Origin of the sequence: Bifidobacterium pullorum subsp. saeculare (assembly GCF_016899725.1) — a bacterium.
Classification (GTDB): Bacteria; Actinomycetota; Actinomycetes; order Actinomycetales; family Bifidobacteriaceae; genus Bifidobacterium; species Bifidobacterium pullorum_C.
In genome coordinates, this window is sequence record NZ_JACLYU010000003.1 from 122,277 (window position 1) to 145,892 (window position 23,616).

The 23,616-nt window shown below is 67.5% G+C and carries 20 protein-coding genes; 8 read left to right on the top strand and 12 right to left on the bottom strand.

The window, feature by feature from the left end:
* Window positions 1–9: 9 nt before the first annotated feature.
* The 3 genes from uvrA to H7U32_RS03145 form a co-directional block, all read right to left on the bottom strand.
* Window positions 10–3,021, bottom strand: a complete 3,012-nt coding sequence (gene uvrA, locus H7U32_RS03135; RefSeq protein WP_204467981.1) for an excinuclease ABC subunit UvrA — start codon at window positions 3,019–3,021, stop codon at window positions 10–12.
* 131 nt (window positions 3,022–3,152) lie between these two features.
* Window positions 3,153–4,793 carry a protein kinase domain-containing protein gene (locus H7U32_RS03140; RefSeq protein WP_204467983.1) on the bottom strand — a complete coding sequence of 547 codons (1,641 nt, stop codon included), beginning with the start codon at window positions 4,791–4,793 and terminating at the stop codon, window positions 3,153–3,155.
* Between the two features lie 36 nt (window positions 4,794–4,829).
* Window positions 4,830–5,357: a helix-turn-helix domain-containing protein gene (locus tag H7U32_RS03145; protein WP_239457450.1), complete on the bottom strand. Its 528-nt coding sequence runs from the start codon at window positions 5,355–5,357 to the stop codon at window positions 4,830–4,832.
* Window positions 5,358–5,616: 259 nt separating this feature from the next.
* On the opposite strand from H7U32_RS03145, the gene H7U32_RS03150 reads away from it, so the two are divergent.
* The 3 genes from H7U32_RS03150 to H7U32_RS03160 are packed head-to-tail and all read left to right on the top strand — an operon-like array spanning window position 5,617 to window position 7,998.
* A complete protein-coding gene (locus H7U32_RS03150) occupies window positions 5,617–6,369 on the top strand; it encodes an FxLYD domain-containing protein (protein ID WP_239457451.1) in 753 nt (250 codons plus the stop codon).
* A 58-nt stretch (window positions 6,370–6,427) separates the two neighbouring features.
* Entirely contained in the window at window positions 6,428–6,814 is a 387-nt protein-coding gene (locus tag H7U32_RS03155; RefSeq protein ID WP_204467987.1) for a hypothetical protein, read from the top strand.
* A 56-nt stretch (window positions 6,815–6,870) separates the two neighbouring features.
* The gene (locus tag H7U32_RS03160) at window positions 6,871–7,998 is read left to right on the top strand and encodes a DUF4839 domain-containing protein (RefSeq protein ID WP_204467989.1); all 1,128 of its coding nucleotides are present in this window, start codon (window positions 6,871–6,873) and stop codon (window positions 7,996–7,998) included.
* A gap of 490 nt (window positions 7,999–8,488) precedes the next feature.
* On the opposite strand, the gene H7U32_RS03165 is transcribed toward H7U32_RS03160, so the two are convergent.
* Window positions 8,489–8,770 carry a type II toxin-antitoxin system Phd/YefM family antitoxin gene (locus tag H7U32_RS03165; RefSeq protein WP_204467991.1) on the bottom strand — a complete coding sequence of 94 codons (282 nt, stop codon included), beginning with the start codon at window positions 8,768–8,770 and terminating at the stop codon, window positions 8,489–8,491.
* A gap of 380 nt (window positions 8,771–9,150) precedes the next feature.
* Between H7U32_RS03165 and H7U32_RS03170 the strand changes: the two genes are divergently transcribed.
* On the top strand, window positions 9,151–10,542 hold the full coding sequence (locus tag H7U32_RS03170) for an MATE family efflux transporter (RefSeq protein ID WP_204467993.1): 1,392 nt from the start codon (window positions 9,151–9,153) through the stop codon (window positions 10,540–10,542).
* A 150-nt stretch (window positions 10,543–10,692) separates the two neighbouring features.
* A complete protein-coding gene (locus H7U32_RS03175) occupies window positions 10,693–11,484 on the top strand; it encodes a hypothetical protein (protein ID WP_204467995.1) in 792 nt (263 codons plus the stop codon).
* 75 nt (window positions 11,485–11,559) lie between these two features.
* On the opposite strand, the gene H7U32_RS03180 is transcribed toward H7U32_RS03175, so the two are convergent.
* The 5 genes from H7U32_RS03180 to H7U32_RS03200 form a co-directional block, all read right to left on the bottom strand.
* Window positions 11,560–11,805 carry a hypothetical protein gene (locus H7U32_RS03180; protein WP_204467996.1) on the bottom strand — a complete coding sequence of 82 codons (246 nt, stop codon included), beginning with the start codon at window positions 11,803–11,805 and terminating at the stop codon, window positions 11,560–11,562.
* Between the two features lie 286 nt (window positions 11,806–12,091).
* Window positions 12,092–13,384: a hypothetical protein gene (locus H7U32_RS03185; RefSeq protein ID WP_204467998.1), complete on the bottom strand. Its 1,293-nt coding sequence runs from the start codon at window positions 13,382–13,384 to the stop codon at window positions 12,092–12,094.
* Window positions 13,385–13,466: 82 nt separating this feature from the next.
* The gene (locus H7U32_RS03190; RefSeq protein ID WP_204468000.1) at window positions 13,467–14,378 is read right to left on the bottom strand and encodes a cation transporter; all 912 of its coding nucleotides are present in this window, start codon (window positions 14,376–14,378) and stop codon (window positions 13,467–13,469) included.
* Between the two features lie 55 nt (window positions 14,379–14,433).
* The gene (locus H7U32_RS03195) at window positions 14,434–16,035 is read right to left on the bottom strand and encodes an ABC-F family ATP-binding cassette domain-containing protein (RefSeq protein ID WP_204468001.1); all 1,602 of its coding nucleotides are present in this window, start codon (window positions 16,033–16,035) and stop codon (window positions 14,434–14,436) included.
* Window positions 16,036–16,166: 131 nt separating this feature from the next.
* Complete coding sequence (locus H7U32_RS03200) at window positions 16,167–17,216, bottom strand: zinc-binding dehydrogenase (RefSeq protein WP_204468003.1); 1,050 nt, start codon at window positions 17,214–17,216, stop codon at window positions 16,167–16,169.
* A gap of 192 nt (window positions 17,217–17,408) precedes the next feature.
* On the opposite strand from H7U32_RS03200, the gene H7U32_RS03205 reads away from it, so the two are divergent.
* Genes H7U32_RS03205 through H7U32_RS03215 form a run of 3 tightly spaced genes read left to right on the top strand, consistent with a single transcriptional unit; the run spans window position 17,409 to window position 20,978 of the window.
* Window positions 17,409–19,274 (top strand): bifunctional ADP-dependent NAD(P)H-hydrate dehydratase/NAD(P)H-hydrate epimerase, encoded by a 1,866-nt coding sequence (locus H7U32_RS03205; protein WP_204468005.1) that lies wholly within the window; start codon window positions 17,409–17,411, stop codon window positions 19,272–19,274.
* Window positions 19,275–19,321: 47 nt separating this feature from the next.
* Window positions 19,322–20,002: an HAD family hydrolase gene (locus H7U32_RS03210; protein ID WP_239457452.1), complete on the top strand. Its 681-nt coding sequence runs from the start codon at window positions 19,322–19,324 to the stop codon at window positions 20,000–20,002.
* A gap of 52 nt (window positions 20,003–20,054) precedes the next feature.
* Window positions 20,055–20,978, top strand: coding sequence for a LysR family transcriptional regulator (locus H7U32_RS03215; protein WP_204468007.1), 924 nt, complete (start codon window positions 20,055–20,057; stop codon window positions 20,976–20,978).
* Window positions 20,979–21,050: 72 nt separating this feature from the next.
* On the opposite strand, the gene pyrE is transcribed toward H7U32_RS03215, so the two are convergent.
* The 3 genes from pyrE to H7U32_RS03230 are packed head-to-tail and all read right to left on the bottom strand — an operon-like array spanning window position 21,051 to window position 23,592.
* The gene (gene pyrE, locus H7U32_RS03220) at window positions 21,051–21,752 is read right to left on the bottom strand and encodes an orotate phosphoribosyltransferase (protein ID WP_204468008.1); all 702 of its coding nucleotides are present in this window, start codon (window positions 21,750–21,752) and stop codon (window positions 21,051–21,053) included.
* Window positions 21,753–21,797: 45 nt separating this feature from the next.
* Window positions 21,798–22,760, bottom strand: coding sequence for a dihydroorotate dehydrogenase (locus H7U32_RS03225; protein ID WP_204468010.1), 963 nt, complete (start codon window positions 22,758–22,760; stop codon window positions 21,798–21,800).
* Between the two features lies 1 nt (window position 22,761).
* Window positions 22,762–23,592, bottom strand: a complete 831-nt coding sequence (locus H7U32_RS03230; protein WP_204468011.1) for a dihydroorotate dehydrogenase electron transfer subunit — start codon at window positions 23,590–23,592, stop codon at window positions 22,762–22,764.
* Window positions 23,593–23,616 lie beyond the last annotated feature (24 nt).

The following is a 23,616-nucleotide window of genomic DNA, read 5'->3' on the forward strand; positions in this document are numbered from 1 at the left end:
GTCCCTCGCTTATCCCAACATGGGCTTGAGGAAGCGCCCGGTCCAGCTCGCCTCGCAGGCGGCGACCTGCTCGGGCGTGCCCTGCGCCACGATGGTGCCGCCGCCGTCGCCGCCCTCGGGACCGAGGTCGATGATCCAGTCGGCCGTCTTGACGACGTCGAGGTTGTGCTCGATGACGATGACGGTGTTGCCCTTGTCCACGAGCCCCTGGAGCACGTTGAGTAGCTTGCGCACATCCTCGAAGTGCAGGCCGGTGGTCGGCTCGTCGAGGATGTACACGGTGCGGCCGTCGGAGCGCCGCTGCAGCTCAGCGGCGAGCTTGACGCGCTGCGATTCGCCGCCGGAAAGCGTGGGGGCGGGCTGCCCGAGGCGGATGTAGCCCAGGCCCACGTCCACAAGCGTGTCCAGGTAGCGGGAGATCGAGGGGTACGCCTTGAAGAAGCGGGCGGCCTCCTCGATGGGCATGTCGAGCACGTCGGAGACGGTTTTGCCGTTGTACCGGACCTCGAGCGTCTCGCGGTTGTAGCGCTTGCCGTGGCAGGTCTCGCATTCCACGTACACGTCGGGCAGGAAGTTCATCTCAATCTTGAGCGTGCCGTCGCCATGGCAGGCCTCGCAGCGGCCGCCCTTGACGTTGAACGAAAAGCGGCCGGGCCCGTAGCCGCGCACCTGCGCCTCGGGTGTTTTGGCGAAGAGCGCGCGGATCTTGTCCCACACGCCGGTGTAGGTGGCGGGGTTGGAGCGCGGGGTGCGTCCGATTGGGTTCTGGTCGACGTGGATGACCTTGCGCAGCTGGTCCACGCCTTCGACGCGCCGGTGCTTGCCGGGCACGATGCGCGCGCCGTTGAGTCTGTCCGCCAGCACTGGGTAGAGGATCGAGTTGACGAGCGTGGACTTGCCGGAGCCGGAGACGCCGGTAACGACGGTCATCACGCCCAGCGGGAAGCTCACGTCGAGGTCCTTGAGGTTGTGCTCGCGCGCGCCCACCACCTTGAGGCGGGGCGTGCGCGTGGTGACGCGGCGGCGATGCTCCGGCACCTCGATGGCGCGGCGGCCGGCGAGGTAGTCGCCGGTGACGGAGCGCTTCGCGTCCACCAGATGCTTCGCGGGGCCGGAGTAGATGACCTCGCCGCCGTGTTCGCCGGCGCCGGGGCCGATGTCCACCACCCAGTCGGCGCGGCGAATCGTGTCCTCGTCATGTTCGACGACGATCAGCGTGTTGCCCAGGTCGCGCAGGTGGTGGAGCGTTTCGATGAGGCGTTCGTTGTCGCGCTGGTGCAGGCCGATGCTCGGCTCGTCGAGCACGTACATGACGCCGACCAGGCCGGAGCCGATCTGCGTGGCCAGGCGGATGCGCTGCGCCTCGCCGCCGGAGAGGGTGGCGGCCGCGCGCGAAAGCGTGAGGTAGTCGAGGCCGACGTCATTGAGGAAGCCGAGCCGGGCGCGGATCTCCTTGAGGACCTCGCCGGCGATTTGCGCGGCCGCACCCTCCAGGCGCAGGCCGTTGACCCAGTCGAGTTCACGGCTCACGGGCATGTCGCACACGTCGAAGATGGACTTGCCATCCACCGTGACGGCGAGCACCTCGGGCTTGAGGCGCCGGCCCCGGCAGGCCTGGCAGGGCACCTCGCGCATATACGACTCGTAGTACTGCTTCATCGCCTCGGAGTCGGTCTCCTCGTGCCGGCGCATGAGGGTGCGGATCACCCCCTCGAAGCCGGTGGAGTACTCGCGCATGCGGCCCCAGCGGTTGCGGTACGAGACCTTCACCTCGAAGTCACGGCCGTAGAGGATCGCATGGCGCACCTCCTCGGGCAGATCCTTCCACGGGGTGCGCATGGAGAAGCCCATCTCCTCGGCGAGGCCCTCAAGCACATGCCCGTAGTACTGGCTGGTCATCTTCGTGTTCGACCACGGCTCGATCACGCCCTCGGCCAGCGACTTGTCCGGGTCGGCGATGACGAGCTCGGGGTCGATCTCCAGCTTGAAGCCGAGTCCGGTGCACACCGGGCAGGCGCCGTAGGGCGCGTTGAAGGAGAAGGTGCGCGGTTCGATCTCGTCGAGTTCCAGAGTGTGGCCGTTCGGGCAGCTGCGATGCTCGGAGAAGGGACGGCGGCGATCCGGGGCACCCTCGGGTTCGTCGACGAAGTCGACGACGATGGTGCCGTTCGCGAGCCGCAGCGCGGTCTCCACGGAGTCGGTGAGCCTTTGGCGCATGCCGTCCTTGACCACGAGACGGTCCACCACCACCTCGATGGTGTGCTTCTTCTGCTTGGCAAGCGTGATGTCCTCGGACAGCTGGCGCATCTGCCCATCGATGAGCGCGCGGGCGTAGCCGTCGGAGCGCAGCGTCTCGAGCAGCTCCACGAACTCCCCCTTGCGCCCCTTGGCCACCGGCGCGAGGATCTGGAAGCGGGTGCGCTCCGGGTAGGCCATGAGCGCGTCGACGATCTGCTGCGGGGTCTGCGAGGCGACCGGCTCGCCGCATTCGGGGCAGTGCGGCACGCCGGTGCGGGCGAACAGCAGGCGCAGGTAGTCGTACACCTCGGTGATGGTGCCGACCGTGGAGCGGGGGTTGCGGTTCGTGGTCTTCTGGTCGATGGACACGGCCGGGCTCAGGCCTTCGATGAAGTCGACGTCCGGCTTGTCCATCTGCCCGAGGAACTGGCGTGCGTAGGCGGACAGCGACTCCACGTAGCGGCGCTGGCCCTCGGCGAACAGCGTGTCGAAGGCAAGCGAAGACTTGCCTGAGCCGGACAGGCCGGTGAACACGACCATGCGGTTGCGCGGGATGGCCAGGTCCACGTTCCTGAGGTTGTGCTCGCGAGCGCCCTGCACCGTGACCTTGAGGTCGGCGGGGATGCGGGAGATGTCGGCGACCAGGCCGCCGGCCGGGGTCGTGCGCAGCGGCGCCTTGGCGATCTCGCGCGACAGGAATGTGTCGGCTCCCATGACGCGTTCGACCGTCACGGGTCCGTTCTGCCTGGCGCCGCCGGCCTTGCCGCCCGAACGCTGTACCATCCATTGCCTCCGTTCGTCCGCCTGTGCAGGGTTCTCCCGCCTAGGATAACGCACGGTGCCCCATGGGTCGAACAGTTGTTCGACCGCATGTCGGTCCCGGGGGGCCGGGAAGTGGCGGAAGGCGGGAGGTGTCACCACGGCTGGGCGTGGATCTCGTAGGTGGCGTAGTCGGGTGGGTCGTCCGCGGGGATCGAGAAAGCGACCATGCCGCCGTCGGACGGTCTGGTGACGAAGGTCGACTCGGCGTAGCGCAGTCTGCCGCCGGCGTCGCGCAGCAGGACGAACACGCGGAGCGCTTCTCCTCCTCCCATCACGTCGTCCGCGCCGGTCGCGCCGATCTCCCCGGTGAAGGTGACGCCGTAGTCGCCGGGCACCGCCGACAAGTTCCGTGTCGTGACGCGGAACGGCTCGCCGGCGTCGTCGACAGCGTACGGCTGCGGAGGCACCGCCTCGAAGTCCACCGTCGCGGGTCGCTTCCCGTCCCCCGCCTGGCCGCCGCAGTACATGACCGTGCCGGGGTCCACCAGGGAGTAGACGTCCTCCGTGGTGAAGAGCACGGTGCCGTCCTTGGCACGTCCGGTGACGCGCACGGCGGGCAGCTCCACGCGCTTCGTGCCCGTGTTCCTCACGCCGACCGCGTAGTGGACGTATCCCTGGTCGTCCACGGACCAGCCGGACTCCACGATTTTCAGCGGCGAGGCGGAGGCTTCGTCCGAACCTCCGGCGCTGCCGTCCCCGTCTCCGGCGCCGGCGTCCGCGCCGAAGGACGGCGTCTTGTCCGCGGGGGTCGGAGCGGCCGTTCCCGTCGTGGCGGAGCCAGCCGCGACGGGCTCCGCGCGCCGCGCCAGCACGCCCGCCGCCGTGACGCCCGCCGCCGTCAGGATGACGATGAGGGCCGCCGCGACGGCGGCGATGACGATGGTGCGGCGGGGAACGTTCCGCCACCGCCGGCGGACGCGCCGCAGCGCGGCGGGACCGGACGCCCCCTGCTGTGGTGTCTGCGGCCCGTCGCCGTCCCTCTCCAGGTCGGCGAGGAAGGCGTCGACGTCCTGCTGTCGGCTGCTGGGTTCGAAGGCGCAGGCCCGGCCGATGGCGGCGGACAGCCTCGCCGGCACGACGGACGGGTCGGCGAGCAGGCGGTCGTAGGCGGAGTCGTCGGGATATGCGCCGGTGAGCATGGTGCCGAGCAGGCGGCCGAGGGAATAGATGTCGGAGCGGAAGTCGGTGCGGGCGAAGCCATACTGCTCCGGCGAGGCGAAGCCGAAGGTGCCGAGCGCGACGGTGTCCCGGCCTTTGTCCGGGCGGCTTTTCATCGTGCCGGCGATGCCGAGGTCGATGAGGTGGGCCCCGTCGTCCGCCAGGATGACGTTGGCCGGCGTAATGTCGCGGTGCACGATGCCGAGGCGGTGCAGCTCGCGCACGGCTTGGCCCACCTGCCGGATGACGGCGAGCGCCTCGCCTTCCGGCAGGCGCCCGCGGTCGGCCAGGACCTGCGCCAGCGTCCTGCCCGGCACATAGTCGGTCACGACGACGAACAGGTCCGGAAGCTCGTAGGTGGCCTGGACGTGGGGCAGGCGCGGGCAGGCGCTGTCGTTGAGCTTCGCCCACACGTCGCGGCGTGCGAGCTGCAGGGGGATCCTTTTGCGGACGAAAGGGCCGGCGTCGCCGAGCGTGACGAGTTCGGTGACGCCCCGGGCGCCGCGGGCCAGGGTGGTTTCGACGTGGTAGGCGTCGTCAAGCGTCATCGCATGCAGGACCTGCGTATCGTCCATGCCGCCCCTCCCTTCCGTGCGAGGGGCGGGCGCCCGTCATCCCCGGGGCAGCAGCGCCCGCTCGCCGAAGCGGGCGAGTTCCTGATCCACATACGTCCGATCGTACCCCCGGTCGACGCACCAGATGATGATGGCGTCGCGCCGCTGTTTGCACCACAGTTCGGAGACGCCGGCGAGGCGCAGCAGCCGCTGGGTCTCGCGCAGGTCGCAGTCGAGGCCGAGGGACAGGGCGATGGCGTGGTCGCGGCCGGGGCGGCTTTTGCCGGAGAAGATGTCATAGACGACGGTGGGGTTGAGTCCGGAGGAGCGCACCACCTCGGCGCGGGTGAGGCCATGGCTTTCGAGCAGGCTGTGCAGGTAGTCGGCCAGGCGAGCGTCCGCGACGTGCTCCGTGTCGAGGAAGGAGCTGACGTCGTCGCTGGACAGCAGGCGGTCGAGCAGTTCCTCGGTGAGTCTGGTGTCGAGCGCGAATTCGGCCGAGGACGTGATGGGATCCGGATTGCGTCGCATGCGCCGATGCTTCGTGCCCTTCTTCTCGGAGTCCATCCCTTCGGTCACTGTCATGCCGTCGCTTTCCTTCGTTATGCGTTTCGGCGGGCTTTCCGCGCAGCATACAGCACTCCAACATACCGAAGGCGTAAGGGAAAGCATTCAGTCGGCTACTGAATCGCAGGCCAGTTCCGTCCCCGACAATGGAAATCCAGCGCAGCCGGAGAAGGCTGGGAAGGACTCACGCAAGGCCCTGGACGAGCCGGGGCGGGAAGGATGCACGACCATGCGCAAGGGAATGACAAGGATTTGTTCGCTGGCAGCATGCGTCGCCATGGCCCTGTCCCTGTCGGCATGCGGCGACAAGGCCACAGATGAGCCTGAGTATGCGGACGAGACGGCGATGTCCGTCATCGCCGAAGGCTTCGAGAAACGTTCGGACAAGATCGACGAACTTGTCGCAAAGAACGAGGACACCTCGACGACCAAGAATCGCAGATTGTATGTCCAGACCGAGCTGGACAACGACAAGCCGCTCAAGGACGCCCGATTCAAGGACTCCCAGATGCAGGAGGACGTCATCTCCTACATCAACAAGCTCGAGGACACGATGACTCTGTTGAAGACCAGTTCTCCGAACAGCGACGATTTCGCTAGCCAGTGGAGTTCCATCTACGACGAGCGCTCCAAGCTGCTTAAGAAGTTCGTGGATGACTACGGTCTGACGGTGGGCGAGCAATACCAGGATTCCTTGGACGAATTGCTCGTCAACGGCGCCGACGTCGCCGAGAACGACGCGATCGACGAGGCCATCAGGGGTCTTGTGTCAGGGGTCACGTTCGAGAAGACGGACGATGGCTACGGCAGCTTCACTTATTCGGCGGTCATCCAAAACACCACGAACTATGACTTCTCGGACGTCGGCATCCTGCTGGCTCTGTACGACGCCCAGGGAGTCAAGGTCGAAGAAACCTATGCCAATACCAGCAGCTGGCGTAGAGGGGAAAGCGTGCGTTTCGAGGCCTTCTCCTCCACGGATGCCGCGACCATGAAGCCCTCCGTCGACTACTACGACGTCGCCGACTGACTGCATTGATTCTTCCGAGTAAAGAAATAGCCATATCACAGAATTGGAAGGCGCAACGATGAAGGGCTACGAGCGGCCGGCGGAACCAGCGTCAGATGATGACTGCAATGAGATAGAAAGTAACGAAACGCAGGATTCCTCGGATGCGGAAGAAGCGGCCTTCGCAACAACAGGAACGGCACGAAAAGAACTAAGCGTGTCTGGAACGAGAGGACGAAGCATCCTCATGACGCATGGTCCAACAGTGGTTGTTGGGGGTGCAATCATCATGCTGGCGATGCTGAGCCTAAGCCAGAAACGGCAACTGGAGACTCAGGGGAAATTACTTACCGACTGGGAAGACGTCATCGATAGCCAGAATTCACTAATCAAGCAACTGGCATCCGACGGATTGCGGCATGGAAGTTCTCTCGCGGGGAGATGCATGGCAGGCCTGCGTGAATAATCAGCAGTGCCGATGAGGCACGCCCCGTCAACCAGTAAGGAAGAAGGTCTCGCATCATGGGCGATTTCCTCAAAGGGTTGGATGAGCTTCGCAAGCAGGCGCAGCAATCGGCCCAGGAGTTTGTCAAGTCTGACGCTGTCCAGAACATGACGGCCCAGGCAAAGGAGAGCGCATCCCATCTCGCGCATCAGGCGACGGACACGTCCAGGAAAGCCATGGGCATCGCAGCATCGACAATGCAGCAGGCCGTGGATTCCGCCAGGGAAAAGACCGAGCAGAAGAACGCCGCTCCTATTCCACTGAAACAGCCTCAGAAGGCAATGTCCCGCACTGAACGGAAAGGCGATCGGCGGAACGCCATCATTGCCGTTGCTGTGAGTTTCGGAGCTCTTGTTGCAATCATCGTCTTCTGCCTCATCATGTCCATGGTGAGTGGAGAGGATGAGAGCGTGTCCAACGATGCCCGGCAGACAACGCAATCGCAGACCGACGTGAATCATCGCGAAGACAACGACAAGTCTTCCGACATGGGCGACGCCAAGAATGACGGGAGCAAAACAGGGAAACAACCGGCTGAGAACAACGAGCAGCAAAGTAAGACCGCGGAGGTGGATGTCAACGCGCTGACAGGCCGCGACGCAAAGCAAGTCGTCGCCGAGCTAGAGGGCAGTGGAATCAAAACGATAGTTCATATCAGCGGCGGTACAGACGACCAGACCTCCACAGTGTCTGGAGCGGCGCCCGGCTCGTACACCGTGGAATCCGCGACAAAGCAAGACGACATGGTGGAGCTCACCGTGAAACTCAACGTCATCAACGCCCAGAATAACCCGGAATTCGCGGCACTGCTCTCTGGTCCTGAGACCGGAGACGCGGTCGCCTCGTTTGCGAGCGCCTACTCAGGTAGGACCATCGAGTTCGATGGATATACCGCTGCTGTGCAACGCCATGAGAATTACAAGACCCGATTCGATTACCTGATTCTCAGCGGCGACGCAGGTTCCGTCAGCGGTGGCCCTAATTTCCATTTCAGCGACGTCAATTACTACGACCTGCATCTGTCCGCTAACGCGCCTGAGACTTTCGGTACGGGGCTGAATATCCATGTCATAGCGACTGTCGAAGGATACAGTTCTGCCACGGGATTGTTTGAGTTGAAGCCGGTGACTATCTCCATGCGGTGATCGTCTGGAATAAATCGGGGATCTCCACGGGGTTCCCTATTCATGTCGTCCAGCCCGTTCAGGAAGGAAAACAATGGCGAACAAGAAACGCGGATTCTTCGGATTGCTGCTGGACTTCATACTGGTGTTGTTGACCAGCGGCCTCTGGTTGATTTGGATCATCATACGCTATCTGCGTAACAACAGCTGACGTCTCGTTCACTGTTCCAGCATCAAGCAAGGATGTGACTAGCGAATGACTGCTGTGCGAAAGGTCCGGTTCCCGAACTGGAGCCAATATCCGGGGAGCGCAGAGGAACAGGCACATCAGCCATGCCGCCAAAGTCTCGACGTGAATAAGCGCCCGACGAATCACCTGCCAGGGAACGATTCTCAATAGCGGCATGGGAGGGAGTGATGTCCGAACCGCCCCGGCGAACAGGCGTTATCGAAGGATGCTGTCGATGTCCCGACGCGCATAGACGACACGCGCCACGACGACGGTGAGGGCTCACTCATCGACGCCTTCCAGCGCATGCCGCATTTCACGCAGAGCGTCCTGCGGGGAGAACCGTACGTCGGTGGATTCGGCCTCGTGCTCGGCTTCCAGCAGCGCTGCATAGATCTGGCCATCAAGCCGCAGCCGCTCATAGGCCTCCATACTGAGCACCACCATGTCCCCGTAGCCATCCTTGGTGAGGAACACCGGCCGGCCTGTTTCATGCACCGTATTCGAGACGTCGGCGAAATCATCACGCAACGCCGACACCGGCCTGATCATCTCCCTGGCCATGGCGCCCACCTCCGCTGGCAGCCTATCGCACGAAAGCGCCGCGTGTCCTCTGTTCCTCCGGTCGTCTGCGTGCCCCACAAGGATACCGCATCCCGCCCCGCGACTCGAACACTTGTTCGACTCGGTGTCGCGGACGTCTGGTCGCGGAAAGGAGTCCGAACCTCGCTCCTGGCAATGGCCCGTTCTCCATGGCACCATGCCGCTACCGCAGGGTTTGAGCCGCCACCAAGGCCGCCAGCGAATGAACCAGCCACCCATGGGAAGCAAATCCGCATGCCAGCAAGCCATCAGCGTATGAAACCGCCATCTGCCCAGCCGTGGCGATACGATGACCCGTCGGCGGCCGCGGGTCGCGCATGACACGGCAGGAAGGCATCACCATGGTCGGCACAGACAACGACGTCGCCACGACGGCAGGCAACGCCCCCGCACGGCAGGACCCGCTGGGCACGAAGCCGGTCGGCCGTCTCGCCGTGTCGCTGGCGGTGCCGGCCATCATCGCCCAGGCCTGCAACGCGCTGTACACCATCGTCGACCGGCTTTTCCTGGCGCATATCCCCCAGGTCGGGGATCTGGCGATGACCGGCGTGGGCGTCTGCTTCCCGATCCTGCTGGCCGTCTCCTCCTTCGCCTCCTTGGTCGGTATGGGCGGCGCTCCCCTCGCCTCCATCGAACTGGGGCGCGGCGACCGGGCGAAGGCCGAGCGCATCCTCGGCGCGAGCGTCGCCGCGCTGCTGGTCGTCGCGATCGTCCTGCCGACGCTGCTGCAGGTCTTCAAGGCGCCGATCCTGATGGCCTTCGGCGCCAGCGAGGCGACGCTCCCCTACGCCATGGACTTCCTGACCATCTACCTGTCCGGCACGGTGTTCGTGCAGTTCGCGCTCGGACTCAACCCGTTCATCACCGCGCAGGGCAGGGCGCGCGTGGCCATGACCTCCACGCTGATCGGCGCCTTGAGCTCCGTGGCCCTGGACCCGCTGTTCATCTTCACGTTCGGCATGGGCGTGCGCGGCGCGGCGTTGGCGAACGTCATCGCGCAGGCGCTCTCCGCCCTGTGGGTGCTCGCCTTCCTCGGCTCGCCTCGCAGCGCCGTGCGGCTGCGGCCTCGGCGCATCCGCCTGAGCCCGGTGCTGCTGCCCGTGCTGGCGCTCGGCGTCTCGCCGTTCATCATGCAGTTCACCGAATGCGTGATCCAGGTGGTGTTCAACTCCAGTCTGCAGCGTTACGGCGGCGACGACTACGTGGGCGCCATGACGATCATCACCAGCCTCATGCAGCTCATCACCGTGTTCTCCAACGGCATGACCCAGGGCGTGCAGCCGATCATCGGCTACAACTTCGGCGCCAGGCGCTTCGACCGGGTGCGCCGCGCCTACCGGGGCATGTTCGTGGTGCAGATCGCGCTCAACTCGGCGATGACCGCCGCGTTCATCCTCGCCCCCGCCCCGTTCGCCGCCCTGTTCACCTCGGACCCCTCGATCGCCTCGATCGTGGTGGCGATGCTGCCGGTCTTCTGCTGCGGCATGGGCATCTTCGGCATCCAGAACGTGGTGCAATGCGTCTTCGTGGGCATGGGCCAGGCCAAGCCGTCGCTGTTCCTCGCCATCTTCCGCAAGATCATCCTGCTCGTGCCATTGGCGCTCGTCCTGCCGCATGTGGCGGGGCTCGGCACGCTCGGCGTCTTCCTGGCCGAGCCGATCTCCGACATCACTTCGGCACTGGTCGCCGGCCTCCTGTTCCGGGGACTGACGCCGGCATTGCTCTCCGAGTGACGTCCCGGCGGCAACGGGACGACGTCATTCAGCCGCGGACTGAATCCGCACCCGGACCCGTTCCCGATAATGGGTGAAGGCACGGCCAACGGTGGCCGCGTCTTCACACCACGTTGTCTGCCCCGTCCGGGCCGACGAAGGGAGGATCCCATGACCACGCCGAGAAGAAGGGCCGCAGCCGCGATTGTGGCGATTGCAGCATGCGCGATGACAGCGACGCTGGCCGGCTGCGGCCAGGATGGCGGAGCCCCGGGCGGCGCCACGACGCAGTCGTCGCAGAAGACGGAAACGGGAAAGCCTGTCCAGAACCGCAAGCTGCCCACTCTGGACGAGCTCAAGACGCAGGTCGATCAGGAGACGAAGCAGGGCATCGACTCGCTCGACCAGGAATTTCAGGCGCTCAAGCAGAAGGTCTCCACCTATGACCAGTTCGTCGCCGCGACCGGGGACGTGCAGGCCTTCTACGCCAAGGTGACGTCCACGACGGACGAACTCGGCGTGACGATGCGTGAGCGCGCCCTCGACTATGCGAACGTCGTGCTTTCCTCCGGCAAGCCCTGGGCGGACAAGTATGACAACATCGACGAGATGTACGACCGCATCTACGACGACGCCGGCAGCGAGATCTTCGACGGCATCTACGACGGCGTCCTCAAGACCGCCTTCAACGAGCTGTACGACGGCGTGGTCAAGTCCGGGTTCGACATGGCTGGCGACTACCAGCAGTGGTCGGACGTGAGCTCGGAGGAGTACGAGCGCTGGTCCGAGGCAAGCTCGGACGTGTATCAGTCGATCTCCGATTTCCGCTCCGACGTCTACAAGTTCTATTCGGACATCAAGGGACGCATCCTCGCCAAGGACAAGGAGCGAGTCCAGGAGAAGATCGACGATTTCACGGAGAAAGTGGACAAGGTCAGGCAGGACGTGCAATCGCAACAGTGAGAGACGCAGCGAAGAGTCGAGTTCGCCCAGGGGTTCTCCGTCCAGTGCGGATGGAGAACCCCTGGGCGAGTTCGGTCAGGCCTTTCCGGCCTTCACCCGATGCTTGGCGACGATGAGCCAGATCGCTCCGGCGAAGCCGGCCACGACGCCCACGAAGGCGAGATAGTATCCAGCGCCCCAGGCGTAGGTGTCCGAGGGGACCACGCCGCGCAGGGAGAAGTCGTAGTTCTGCAGCAGGAACGCCCCCAGCGCCATGACGGCCGGACCGATCGAGGCCACCAGCCGGGGGACGAGCACCGTCCTGTCATGTGGGTCCTTCATAGGGGATACCTCCTTGCATCTCCGACCGTCCCGCGAAAAGGGACGGCATGGGACATCACCATCCATGATGCCGGGGCGACGGCCGCGCGGATTCAGTCGGCAGCTGAGTGACGGTGACGCATGGCGCCAGACGCGTGACCCTCTTCGGCTCCCGGGCGCGTGGCGACGATCCGCCCGCCAGTGACATCGATCTGACGAACGCAGGAGAAGGGGGCCGAGGGAACGCTACGGGACCATGCTCGAACAGTAGGCACGAGCGGGACGGAGACCACGGAACGGCGGCATGTCAGCCGGCGCTGGGGCCGTCCTTGGGATGTTCCTCGAACAGGCGGTGCAGCTCCGCGTCCCGGTTCCGGGAGATGGCGCGGGTCGCGGAGCCGACGCCGTCGCGCACCCTTGCCGCGCCCTCGGCCGCCGCCTTCGCCGTCATGCTCCCGAACTCACCGAGGGCGTCGCCCGCCTGCTCGGCGGCGTCGGCGATCAGACGGCCCGCGACGTTCCTCCACGGCAGGGCCCTGTCGATCTCGGTCTGCCCGAGGTCGATGTCCAGGGACTGCGCGAAGTCACGCAGATGGCCGGCTATGGCCTCCATGTTCGTCTGGGCGTGGGAGACGGCAAGGGGATGCAGCAGTTTCTGTCCGCTCAGCCGGCGCGACGAGTCCTCCAGGCCGTCGGCGAGCGCCTCCAGCACGCCGCGGATGCGTTCCATCCGGTTTCGCCGTTCGACGACGATGCCTTCCCGATGCCGTTCGACGGTCTGCGGCTCCACCTCCATCACCCTGTCGAGCTCCAGGACATGCAGCTCGTCCCGCAGCCGGACGGCATAGGCGAGGATGGAGGTCCACTGACGCACGTCGTTCCGGGCCCGGTCGGTGAGCTGCTCCATCCGGGAAGCGTCCGGGGTGTCCGCCAGTTTCGTCGACAGCGTCATGAGCTTATTCAGCGCGTATCCCTGGGCCGTGTTGATGCTCTGCGCGCAGGGCGCAACCTGGGACCAGGAGGCCTCTCCGATCGTACCGACCTGGTCGCGCACGGCTATGGCCTCGTCCAGGGTGCCGGCGGCTCCGGCCAGCTCCCCCAGCTTCTGGTCCTGCTGGTCCTGGAGCAGATCGTCGAGCTTGGCGTCCATCCGTTCCAGGTAGTCCTTGACCTCGGCGATGGCCTGTTCGAGCGCGAACTGGGTCATCATGCCGCCGATGCCGGCCAGCGCCGTGGGGTTGGCCAGCGCCCTGGCCCCCTTGAGGTCCTTGAATGTGAGGTGGTAGGCGATCCGGCCGTTCTCCCGCCGCAGCACGCCCGTCCCCCGGAAGCCGAACTCCTGGATCTTGTCCATGGATTCCTCGGTGAGCTTGAGCCATCGCCCGCTGTCCGCGGCCGCCTGGCCCGCGACCTGGAAGAGGCGCCCGGTGACGCCCATGAGCTGGCTTGCGGGGATCGGCGAGCCGCGGAGCCCCAGCGCGGACAGTTCCGCGTCGATGACGTCCGCATCCCCCAGGAACAGGATGCCGGCCCCGTCGCGGATGATGCGGACGCCGTCCCGCTCGGCGACCTCGAGCTCCGTGTCCCCTGTCTGTGCCATGTGTCTCCTTCGTCACGTCCCATGTCCGAGAGCGTCGCGTTCCCGTCCTGGTCTCAGGATACCGCCGTCCGCCACGCCGGCGTCAGTCAAAGACGAGGTTCACGTCGACGATCGGGAGCCGTTCGGCCAGCACACGTTCCATCGCCTGCTTGCTCGAGACGAGATGCGTGACGCTGACCATGTCGTCCCGGCAGGCCAGGTAGACGTCGACGGTGTGGCTCATGCCTTTCTTGAACACGTGGATGTGGTCGAGTGTGGTGCCGCCCGGCAGATGCCGCCGCACGACCATGGCGATGCGGTCGTTCGTCGCCTCGTCGATGACGCGTCCGCCGACGAGTTCGACGAGCGCGTCGCGCAGCACGCCCACTGGCTCGCGCAGGGAGATCGCCACGAGGGCGACGGTGATGAAGAAGTCGCCGGTGTAGTTGAGCCAGCCGACAGGCGAGTCGAGCGGCACGAAGGTCAGGGCGAGTGCGGCGATGCCGATGCCGCCGGAGACCACGCCGTCGACGAGTGTGGTGCGTGCCTCCGCCGCCAGCATGGTGCTCGCCCGGTGGATGCGCGCGTTCTCGTGATGGTAGAACCATACGAGGCCCACGCAGATCGCCACCATCGCCAGCTCGTACCAGACCACCGGGCCGAATTCCAGCGGCTCCCCGGTGCCGTGCCGCCAGTACTCCCAGGCGGAGCGGGTCGCGCCGATCGCGGAGAACAGCAGCAGGGCGAGCGTGAACACGGCCTTGACGAGCGCGTACAGCGGCTCGAGCGCGAAGAAGCCGTTGGGGAACCGGTCGGTGGTGCGGGCGGAGCGCCGTGACACGGCGAGGGCCACGACGCCGGACACCAGGGCGATGACGGTGAACACGCCGTCGAGGAAAATGGCCCGCAGCCCGGTGACGAAGTACACGGCCATGCCGGCCGCGCCCATGACCGCGTTGCATACGATCCCCACCGTCAGGGCCCGCTGTTCCAACCGTTTCTGCAGCACTGCCATTGTTCCACTCTAACGGATGGACGGCGCGCGGCGGGCGTCCGGCGGGGCGTCCGGGCTACTCCTCGGCGACGAGCTCCAGGTAGGAGTCATTCCACAGGTCCTCGTCGCCGTCGGGCATGAGCAGCACGCGCTCCGGGTTCAGGGCCTCGACGGCGCCTTCGTCGTGGGTGACGAGCACGATCGCGCCCTCGTATTTGGCGATGGCCTTGAGGATTTCGTCGCGCGAGGCCGGGTCGAGGTTGTTGGTCGGCTCGTCGAGCAGCAGCACGTTGGCGCGGGAGGTGACGAGCGTGGCCAGGGCCAGGCGCGTCTTCTCGCCGCCGGAGAGCACGCGCGCCGGCTTGAACGCGTCGTCGCCGGAGAACAGGAACGAGCCGAGGATGGACCGCGCCTGCGTGTTGTCGAGCTCGGGGGCCACATGCGTGAGGTTCTCGAGCACCGTGGCGTCCAGGTCAAGCGTGTCATGCTCCTGGGCGAAGTAGCCGATCTTGCAGCCGTGCCCATACTCCACCGAGCCGGTGTCCGGCTCCTCCAGGTGGGCGAGCAGGCGCAGCGTGGTGGTTTTGCCGGCGCCGTTGTAGCCCAGGATCACCACGCGCGAGCCCTTGTCGATGGCCAGGTTCACGCCGGCGAACACGATGTTCGAGCCGTAGGCCTTGGAGATGTCCTTGGCCATGATCGGCGTGCGCCCGCAGGGGGCCGGCTCCGGGAAGCGGATGTCCGCCACCTTCTCCGCCTTCTGCGCCTCGCTGGTCTCCGACAGGAGCCGCTCGGCACGGCGCATCATGTTCTGCGCGGCCACGGCCTTCGTGGCCTTGGCGTGCAGGCGGATGCCCTGCTTCATGAGCCGCTCGGCCTTCTTCTCGGCCACCTCGCGCTCGCGGCGGCGACGCTCCTCGTCCACCACGCGCTGGTGCAGGTACGCCTTCCAGCCGAGCGAGTACATGTCGATCTGCCCGCGCTGGGCGTCCAGGTGCCACACCTTGTTGACGACCTCGTCGAGCAGCTCCGTGGAATGGGAGATGACCAGGAACCCGCCCTCGTAGCGCTTGAGGTAGCCGCGCAGCCATTCGATCGAGTCGGCGTCCAGGTGGTTCGTGGGCTCGTCGAGGATCAGCGTGTCCGCGTCGGAGAACAGGATGCGTGCCAGTTCGATGCGCCGGCGCTGGCCGCCGGAGAGGGTGCCCAGCTGCTGTTGCATCGTCTCCTGGGGCAGGCCCAGGCTCGCGGCCATGGTGATGGCCTCGGACTGGGCCGCGTAGCCGCCGGCTTTGTCGAAGTCCTGCATGGCTTTGTCGTAGCGGTTCATCGCCCGGGTCATCACATCCGGGTCCGGGTCGGTCATCTCCTTCTCCGCCTTGCGCAGGCGGGCGATGATGGAGGCGATGTCGCGCGCGCTCATCATGCGGTCCAGCGCGGTCTGCTCCGGGTCGGCGGCATGCGTGTCCTGCGGCAGGTAGCCGAGCTTGCCGGAGACGCGCACCGTGCCCGCGGTGGGCAGCATGTCGCCGGTGATGACGCGCGTGAGCGTGGTCTTGCCGGCGCCGTTGCGCCCGACCAGGCCGATCTTGTCGCCTTTGGAGACGTGGAAGTCGGTGGGGTTGAGCAGCGTGCGCGCGCCGATCTGGATCTCCAGTCCCTTCGCCTCGATGGCCATGCCTGTCCCGTCTCCTTCTGTCCGTTGCGCTGCCCGTTGCCGGGAAAATCCAATCGGCCAGTGTAGCAACAACGCCGGCCCGCCCCTGTGGGGACGGGCCGGCGTCGCGCGACGCCACCGGGCAGGGCGGCTCAGACCTCGCTCACGCGCAGCAGCGACTTGATGGTCCGCCGCTGGTCCATCGCGTCGTAGGCGGCCTGGATGTCGTCGAGCGTGAACTCGGCGGTGAACACGCGGCCGGGGTGGATCTCGCCGTTCAGCACCAGGTTCAGCAGGTCGGCGGTGGTGTCGTAATGGCGCACCGGGGCCGGGCCGCCGCGCAGGCCCACGTTGCGGTAGAACAGGCCGGGGATGTCCGCCTCGACGCCGTGCGGCAGGCCGACGCGGCCGACGATGGCACCGGCGCGGGCGACCTTCATCGCCGTGTCGTTGGACTGGGCGCTGCCCACGCATTCGAGCACCGCGTCCGCCCCGTAGCCACCGGTCATGTCCAGCACCTTGGCCACCGCCTCGTCGCCGCGCTCGGGGACTATGTCGGTGGCGCCGAACTCGCGGGCCAGGGCGGCGCGGTCCTCATGCCGGCTCATCGCGATGATGCGCCCGGCGCCGCGCAGCTTCGCGGACAGCACCGCGCACAGGCCCACCGCGCCGTCGCCGAACACGACGGCCGTGTCCCCCGGCTTCACCTCGGCGGAGGCCGCGGCATGGTAGCCGGTGGGCATCACGTCGGACAGGGTGAGCAGGTCGGCGAGCAGCGCGTCGGAGAACGTCGTGGCGTCGCCGGGCACCAGCACCAGCGTGCCGTCGGCGTGCGGCACGCGCAGATGCTCGGCCTGGCAGCCCATGCCGTCGCCGTCGCCGAAGTAGCCGCCGTGCGGGCAGCTCGACTCGAAACCGGCCCGGCACACCGGGCACCGCCCGCAGGAGTACGGGAACGGCACGATGACGAAGTCACCGGGCTTGGCGACGGTCACGTCCGCCCCCACCTGCTCGACCACGCCGATCGCCTCGTGGCCGGTCTGCGTGTCCGCCTCGCGTCCGTCGCGGAAGAACCACAGGTCGGACCCGCACACGCAGGCGCGCACCACGCGCACGATCGCGTCGTCCGCCTCCGTGACAGCCGGCGCGGGCCGCTCCTCGCAGGCCATGGTCTTGATCCCCTTGTAGATGGCAGCCTTCATCGGCACATCCTTTCACTCGTCGCGGCCCCATGGCCGGCCCAACCTCCACGGTACGGCGCCGCCAGGCCCCGTGCAAATGCCCGGCCAGCCACGCCCGCCATACCCGCCACGCATGGCGCAGGCCGGCCCGGCGGCGCACCCCGGACGCGAGTAGAGTGGAGGCCGGTACAAGCAAAGCCGAAAGGGGCTGCCATGGACGCCAATGACCGCGGATCGCGCGAGACCCGCACGCGCACGCTGCTGCACGCCGCCTACCGAGCACAGGACGTGCGCGCGATGGAACGTCCCCTGCTCGACCGCGGCGTGCCGCTCATGCGCATGGCCGCGGGCGCCGTGGCCCGCACGGCCGCCCGCATGCTCGACGAGGAGGACATCGACCTGGAAGAGTCCGACGTCGTGCTGCTGGCCGGAGCGGACGACAACGGCGGCGACGGACTGTTCGCGGCGGCGGCGCTCGCCGACCAAGGGGCGGCCGTCACCTGCGTGGCGGTGGGCCAGACCTTGCACGAGGCCGGGTTCGCGGCGTTCGTGCGCGCCGGCGGCACGGTGCTGGCGCTGGATCCCGCCTCGCGCATCCCCGGATGCCCGTCGGGCTTCACGCCCGGCGAGGCCGGGGAACGGCTGCGCACGGCAGTGGAGCTGGCGCAGGGCGCGCATCTGGTCATCGACGCGATGACCGGCATCGGCGCGCGCGGCGCGTTGCACGGTCTGGCGGGCACGATGGCCGCGCTGCTGGGCGTGCGCCCGGACGCGCGGGGGCATGTGGCGCCGCCGGAGCGCCCCGCCCTGCCGAACCGCGAGCCGGCCGGCGGACTGCCGCTGGTGCTCGCGGTGGACACGCCCTCCGGCGTGGGGGTAGACGACGGCACGCTGCCCGGCCCGGTCATCCCAGCCGACGTGACGGTGATGATGGGCGCGATGAAGCCGTGCGCGGTGCTGCCGCCGGCGACGTTCGCCTGCGGCCGCACGGTGCTGGTGGACTTCGACTTCGACCTGGCCGGCTTCGCCCCGGTAGCGGTGGCAGTGGACGGCGACATGGCCGCCGACGCCATCCGGCTGCCCCGGGTGACCGATGCCAAGTATTCGCGCGGCGTGGTGGGCCTGGTCACCGGATCGGCACGCTACCCGGGCGCCGCGGTGCTCACGGCGACGGCGGCGGCGCGCGCGAACGTCGGCATGGTGCGTTACCTAGGCCCGCAGCGGGCGCAGGACATGGTGCTCGCCTCGCTGCCGGAGGCGGTGATGGGCAAGGGGCATGTGCAGGCGTGGGCCGTGGGCTCCGGCGTGCCGGACGCCGACGCCGACCCGCAGGACGCCGACCCGCAGCGCCAGACCATCGCCCGGCTGCTCGCCCATTACGCGCTGACGGAGGCACAGGACGGCGCGGAAGGCGCGGACAGCAGCCAGGAGGCGTATGACATGCCGCCGATCGTCGTGGACGCCGGCGCGTTGGACCTGCTGCCGGCGCTGATGCCGCCGCAGGTGGTGCTCACGCCGCATGCGGGCGAGCTGGCGCGGCTGGTGAACCTGCTGGAGGCCGACGCCGCGGACGCGCACGGCGCCCATGCGGCGGCGGAACGCGTGCCGGTCGACGCGGCCGACGTGGCGGACGAGCCGCTGCGCTACGCGCAGTATGTGGCGGCCGCCACCGGCGCGACGGTGCTGCTCAAGGGCGCGGCCACGCTAGTCGTCTCCCCCGAGGGCGCGGACGGCTACGACGACGCCCAGCCGGCGCTGGTGTGCGGCGCGGCCCCGGCCTGGCTGGGCACGGCCGGCGCCGGCGACGTACTGGCCGGCACAATCGGCGCGCTGCTCGCGCAGAACGCGGACGATATGGAGGAGTTCGACGGCGCGTCCATCGCGCGCCTCGCCGCGGCCGGAGCCTACCTGCATGGCGAGGCCGCCGCCATCGCCGCCGAGTCGGAGCAGCGCGGCTGGCAGGAGCCGGAGTTGTTCGGCGCCAAGCAGGGCCCGGCCTTCTCCGCACTCGGACACCCGATCGTCGCCTCCGACGTGGCCCGGGCCCTGCCCGAGGCCATCGCCGACCTCATCTCCTGACCGGCCCCGCGCCGAATGCCCGACCCACCGAAAAGAAAGGCCAGACCATGACCGACGCCGCCCCGACCACGCCCTCCCCCGCCGCGCAGGCCGCCGTGCCGGACGCTCCGCGCATCACCGACGTCATCCTCGACTTCTGCGGGGTGGTACTCGACTGGCAGGTGCGCGCCTGTCTCGAAGGTCGTTTCCCTGACCAGATGGTGGACCGGATCTGCGCCGACGACGACCCCTGCGGTTTCTTCCGCTACGAGGACCGGATGGACGCCGGCGAGGAACTCAGGGACATCCTTCCGGACGTGCGGCGCGAGCAGGGCGACCAGATCGCCTCGGTGTTCGTCTACTACATCGCGCATTACGGCGATGCGCTGCCCCGCATGATGCCTGGCATGGAGGCGCTGATGCGTGACGTGAAGGAGGCCGGCTACGGCCTGTGGGGGCTGACGAACTGGTCGCATGAGACGATCCACATCGCCTTCGACAAGTTCCCCGCGCTGGGCGAGCTGCTCGACGGCACCGTCGTCTCCGGCGTGGAGAAGCTGCACAAGCCCGACGCGGCCATCTACGAGCTTGCGCTCGGGCGATTCGGCCTCGACGCGGCCTCCTGCGTGTTCCTCGACGACACGGCCAGGAACGTGGCGGGCGCCGAGGCGGTGGGCATCCACGGCATCCGCTTCACCGACGCGAGGGACGCGCGCCGGGGACTGCGGGCCCTCGGCGTCGCCGTGTGAGATGGCTCACGCGTAGCCCCGCGCCGCCTTTGCGGCCGGTATGCTGGGGCGTATGACGCTTCTCCAACTCAAGTACATCGTCAAGATCGTCGAATGCGGGTCGATGAACGAGGCCTCGCACGAGCTGTACATCTCGCAGCCGGCGCTGAGCTCGTCGGTCAAGGAGCTGGAGAAGGAGCTGGGCATCGAGATCTTCACCCGCTCCTCGCAGGGCATCGCGCTGACGGTGGACGGGGCGGAGTTCCTCACCTACGCGCGCCAGGTGCTCGACCAGGTCTCCCTGCTCGAGGAGCGCTACAAGAACGCGAAGCCGCGCAAGCAGCTGTGCACCGTGTCCACGCAGCACTACATGTTCGCGGTGGAGGCCTTCGTGGAGATGATCGGCTCCATCCGCTCCGACGAGTACGAGTTCTCGCTGCGCGAGACCCGCACGCGCGACATCGTGGACTCGGTGGCGAACATGCGCTCCGACCTGGGCATCCTCTACCTGTCGGATTTCAACAAGGATGTGGTGGGCAAGCTGCTGCGCAACCGGCACCTCGAGTTCCATCCGCTGTTCCGCGCCTCGCTGCAGGTGTTCATCTCCCGGAACAATCCGCTCGCCGCGAAGAAGGTCGTCACGATGCACGACCTGGAGCCGTACCCGTTCCTCCAGTACGAGCAGGGCGAGGACGGCAGCTTCTACTTCGCGGAGGAAGCGGTGTGGCCGGACTACTCCCCCAAGCAGATCACGGTGACGGACCGGGCCACGATGCTCAACTTCATCATCGGCCTCAACGGCTACACGGTGTGCACCGGCATCGACAACGGCGACCTCAACAACGAGAAGATCGTGACGGTGCCACTCGATTCGGACGAGACGATGCTCGTCGGCTGGATCGGCAACGAGCGCGCCCGCCTGTCCTCGGCGGCCGAGACGTACCTCGCCAGGCTGCGCGAGGTGGTCGCCGCCCACGGCTACACGCTGATCGACTGACGGCCCGCCCCGGCGGATGCGCGACGGCGCCCGGTCCCCTGGCGTGGGGGCCGGGCGCCGTCGCGCATCCGGTCAGGCGCCGTACCGAGCCAGGTAGGCGTCGGCCGCGGCGGCGATCTCGTCGGTGACGTACGGGGTGCCGTCGGCGGTGGCGATGGCGCGGCCGGCTTCGAAGATCTCGCGCACATTGGCGATGGCGAGCACGGGGAAGCCGAACTCCTCCTCGACGGCCTTGACGGCGGACAGGTCGGAGTCCTTGGTCTTCTCCATGCGGTCGACGGAGAGCACGAGGCCGACGATCTGCACATCCGCCTCGGCCTTGAGCTTGGGGACGACCTCGCGCACGGCGGTGCCGGCGGTCATCACGTCGTCCACGAGCAGCACCTTCATGCCGTCCTTCAGCTGGGTGCCGACCATCATGCCGCCGTCGCCGTGGTCCTTGCGCTCCTTGCGGTCGAAGGTGTAGCCGATCTGCACGCCGTGGCCGCCGGTCAGCGCGATCGCGGTGCTCACGGCCAGCGGGATGCCTTTGTAGGCCGGGCCGAACACGGTGCCGATGTCCGCGGGCAGCGTGCCGGTGGCCGTCTCGGCGGCGATCTTCTCGGCGTAGAAGCGGCCGAGCTCGGCGATCTTGCGGCCGTCGTCGAAGGCGCCGGCGTTGATGAAGTACGGCGAACGGCGCCCGGATTTCAAGGTGAACTCGCCGAACTTGAGCGCCTGCGATTCGAGCAGGAAGCGGGTGAAGCGGATGTCGAGCGGTTCGTTGGCGGTCATGGCGGTCCTCGTCCTTTCTTGGCCTTGTGTTGGGGGGAAAACGGCTCAGCGCCAGGTGCGTCCCGCGGCGAGCCTGGCGGCCAGCTCCGGACGCTCGTCGAGCAGGTCGTCGAGCTCGCGGGCCACGCGCAGCGGGGCCACCGGGTCGAACAGCGCGGCGGCGCCCACCTCGACGGCGTTGGCGCCGGCGTACAGGTATTCGAGCGCCTTCTCGCCGGAGTCGATGCCGCCGATGCCGATGATCGGGATGTCAGGCAGCGCGGTACGCACCTGCCACACGCGGGCCAGGCCGATGGGCAGCACGGCGGGGCCGGAGACGCCGCCGGTCACGTTGGCGATGACCGGCTTGCCGGTGCGCACGTCGATGCGCATGCCGACGATGGTGTTGATCAGGCTGAGCGCGTCGGCGCCGGCCTCGACGGCGGCGCGCGCCGGCACGGTGATGTCGGTGACGTTCGGCGTGAGCTTGACGATCATCGGCTTGTCGGTCATCGGGCGCAGCCGTTCGATGAGCTTGGCGAGGGCGACCGGGTCGGTGCCCACGCTCATGCCGCCGTGCGTGACGTTCGGGCAGCTCACGTTGATCTCGAGCATGTCGGCCGCGCAATCGGCGAGCTTGGCGACGACCTGGGCGTAGTCGTCGTCGCTGTGGCCGGCCACGTTGGCGATGACGGTGGCGCCGATGGCCTTGAGCTTGGGCAGGTCGTCCTCCAGGTAGTGGTCGACGCCGGGGTTCTGCAGGCCGACGGCGTTGATGTTGGAGGCGGGACCCTCCGCGGTGCGCGGGGACGGGTTGCCTTCCCATGGCACGGGCGAGACGCCCTTGGTGCAGACCGCACCCAGCTGAGAGACGTCGTAGAACCAGCGGACGGCGGCGTACTGGAAGGTGCCGGAGGCGGTGCCGACCGGATTCTTCCAGGGGACGCCGGCGACGACGGTGGGATGCTTCCAGACGTGGTCCTCGTACAGGTCGATGTGCGCGCCGGTGGCGTTCTCGGTCATCGTCATCTCACTCCCATCCAAGCTGCTCGCGGGTGAACACGGGGCCGTCGGAGCACACCTTGAGACGGCCTTCGACGGTGTCGATGGTGCACAACACGCAGGTGCCGTAGCCGCAGCCCATGCGCTGCTCCATGCTGAGCTGGCATTCCAGGCCGCGCTCGGCGCTCCAGGAGGCGACGGCCTTCATCATCGGCAGCGGGCCGCATGCCAGGACGACGGGTTCCAGTCCGCCGTTGGCCTGCGCGTCGAGCCGGCCTTCCGCCTCCAGGCGGTCGAGGAGTGTGACGACGTTGCCGTGCGCGTTGTCGATCGAGACGATCGCGTCGGCGTAGCGGGCCACGATGGCGTCCGCGAAGCGTTCGTCGCGATAGCCGAACACGGCGGTCGCGCGGGAGGCGTCCCCGCCGGCCAGCCGCTGCGCGGCGGCGACGAGCGGGGGCACGCCAAGGCCACCGCCGACCAGCAGGTAATGGGCCGGCCGCTTCAGGGCGAAGGGCCGGCCGAGCGGGCCGAGCACCTGGATCTCGTCGCCGGCGGCCAGATGCGAGAACTCCTCGGTGCCCTCGCCCACGACGGCGAAGATGACGGAGACGACGTCGCCCTCCACCTCGCACACGCCGAAGGGCCGCGGCATCGGCATCAGCGGGTCGGCGCTGTACAGGTTGACGAACTGCGCGGGGCGCGCGTGGGCGGCGATGTACGGGTCGCGGAAGGCGAGGCGCACCACGCCGGGGGCGAGCTGCGCGACATCGGTGACCTCGGCCGGGTGGCGGGGCGGGAAGTAGCCCGCGGCCACGGCCTCGTCCACGACGGCGGCGGTGGGTCGGTAGGTCGGCATGAACATCCTTTCCTGGTGGTGGCG

What these genes read in the sequence shown, in the direction of transcription:
- H7U32_RS03145 (WP_239457450.1), bottom strand. Translation starts at nt 5,357, where the DNA reads ATGACAGTGACCGAAGGGATGGACTCCGAGAAGAAGGGCACGAAGCAT.
- H7U32_RS03230 (WP_204468011.1), bottom strand. Translation starts at nt 23,592, where the DNA reads ATGCCGACCTACCGACCCACCGCCGCCGTCGTGGACGAGGCCGTGGCC.
- H7U32_RS03180 (WP_204467996.1), bottom strand. Translation starts at nt 11,805, where the DNA reads ATGAAGGACCCACATGACAGGACGGTGCTCGTCCCCCGGCTGGTGGCC.
- H7U32_RS03210 (WP_239457452.1), top strand. Translation starts at nt 19,322, where the DNA reads ATGACCGACGCCGCCCCGACCACGCCCTCCCCCGCCGCGCAGGCCGCC.
- H7U32_RS03175 (WP_204467995.1), top strand. Translation starts at nt 10,693, where the DNA reads ATGACCACGCCGAGAAGAAGGGCCGCAGCCGCGATTGTGGCGATTGCA.
- H7U32_RS03185 (WP_204467998.1), bottom strand. Translation starts at nt 13,384, where the DNA reads ATGGCACAGACAGGGGACACGGAGCTCGAGGTCGCCGAGCGGGACGGC.
- H7U32_RS03205 (WP_204468005.1), top strand. Translation starts at nt 17,409, where the DNA reads ATGGACGCCAATGACCGCGGATCGCGCGAGACCCGCACGCGCACGCTG.
- H7U32_RS03150 (WP_239457451.1), top strand. Translation starts at nt 5,617, where the DNA reads ATGGCCCTGTCCCTGTCGGCATGCGGCGACAAGGCCACAGATGAGCCT.
- H7U32_RS03225 (WP_204468010.1), bottom strand. Translation starts at nt 22,760, where the DNA reads ATGACGATGACCGAGAACGCCACCGGCGCGCACATCGACCTGTACGAG.
- H7U32_RS03160 (WP_204467989.1), top strand. Translation starts at nt 6,871, where the DNA reads ATGGGCGATTTCCTCAAAGGGTTGGATGAGCTTCGCAAGCAGGCGCAG.
- H7U32_RS03140 (WP_204467983.1), bottom strand. Translation starts at nt 4,793, where the DNA reads ATGGACGATACGCAGGTCCTGCATGCGATGACGCTTGACGACGCCTAC.
- H7U32_RS03190 (WP_204468000.1), bottom strand. Translation starts at nt 14,378, where the DNA reads ATGGCAGTGCTGCAGAAACGGTTGGAACAGCGGGCCCTGACGGTGGGG.
- H7U32_RS03165 (WP_204467991.1), bottom strand. Translation starts at nt 8,770, where the DNA reads ATGGCCAGGGAGATGATCAGGCCGGTGTCGGCGTTGCGTGATGATTTC.
- H7U32_RS03200 (WP_204468003.1), bottom strand. Translation starts at nt 17,216, where the DNA reads ATGAAGGCTGCCATCTACAAGGGGATCAAGACCATGGCCTGCGAGGAG.
- H7U32_RS03170 (WP_204467993.1), top strand. Translation starts at nt 9,151, where the DNA reads ATGGTCGGCACAGACAACGACGTCGCCACGACGGCAGGCAACGCCCCC.
- H7U32_RS03195 (WP_204468001.1), bottom strand. Translation starts at nt 16,035, where the DNA reads ATGGCCATCGAGGCGAAGGGACTGGAGATCCAGATCGGCGCGCGCACG.
- pyrE (WP_204468008.1), bottom strand. Translation starts at nt 21,752, where the DNA reads ATGACCGCCAACGAACCGCTCGACATCCGCTTCACCCGCTTCCTGCTC.
- H7U32_RS03155 (WP_204467987.1), top strand. Translation starts at nt 6,428, where the DNA reads ATGAAGGGCTACGAGCGGCCGGCGGAACCAGCGTCAGATGATGACTGC.
- uvrA (WP_204467981.1), bottom strand. Translation starts at nt 3,021, where the DNA reads ATGGTACAGCGTTCGGGCGGCAAGGCCGGCGGCGCCAGGCAGAACGGA.
- H7U32_RS03215 (WP_204468007.1), top strand. Translation starts at nt 20,055, where the DNA reads ATGACGCTTCTCCAACTCAAGTACATCGTCAAGATCGTCGAATGCGGG.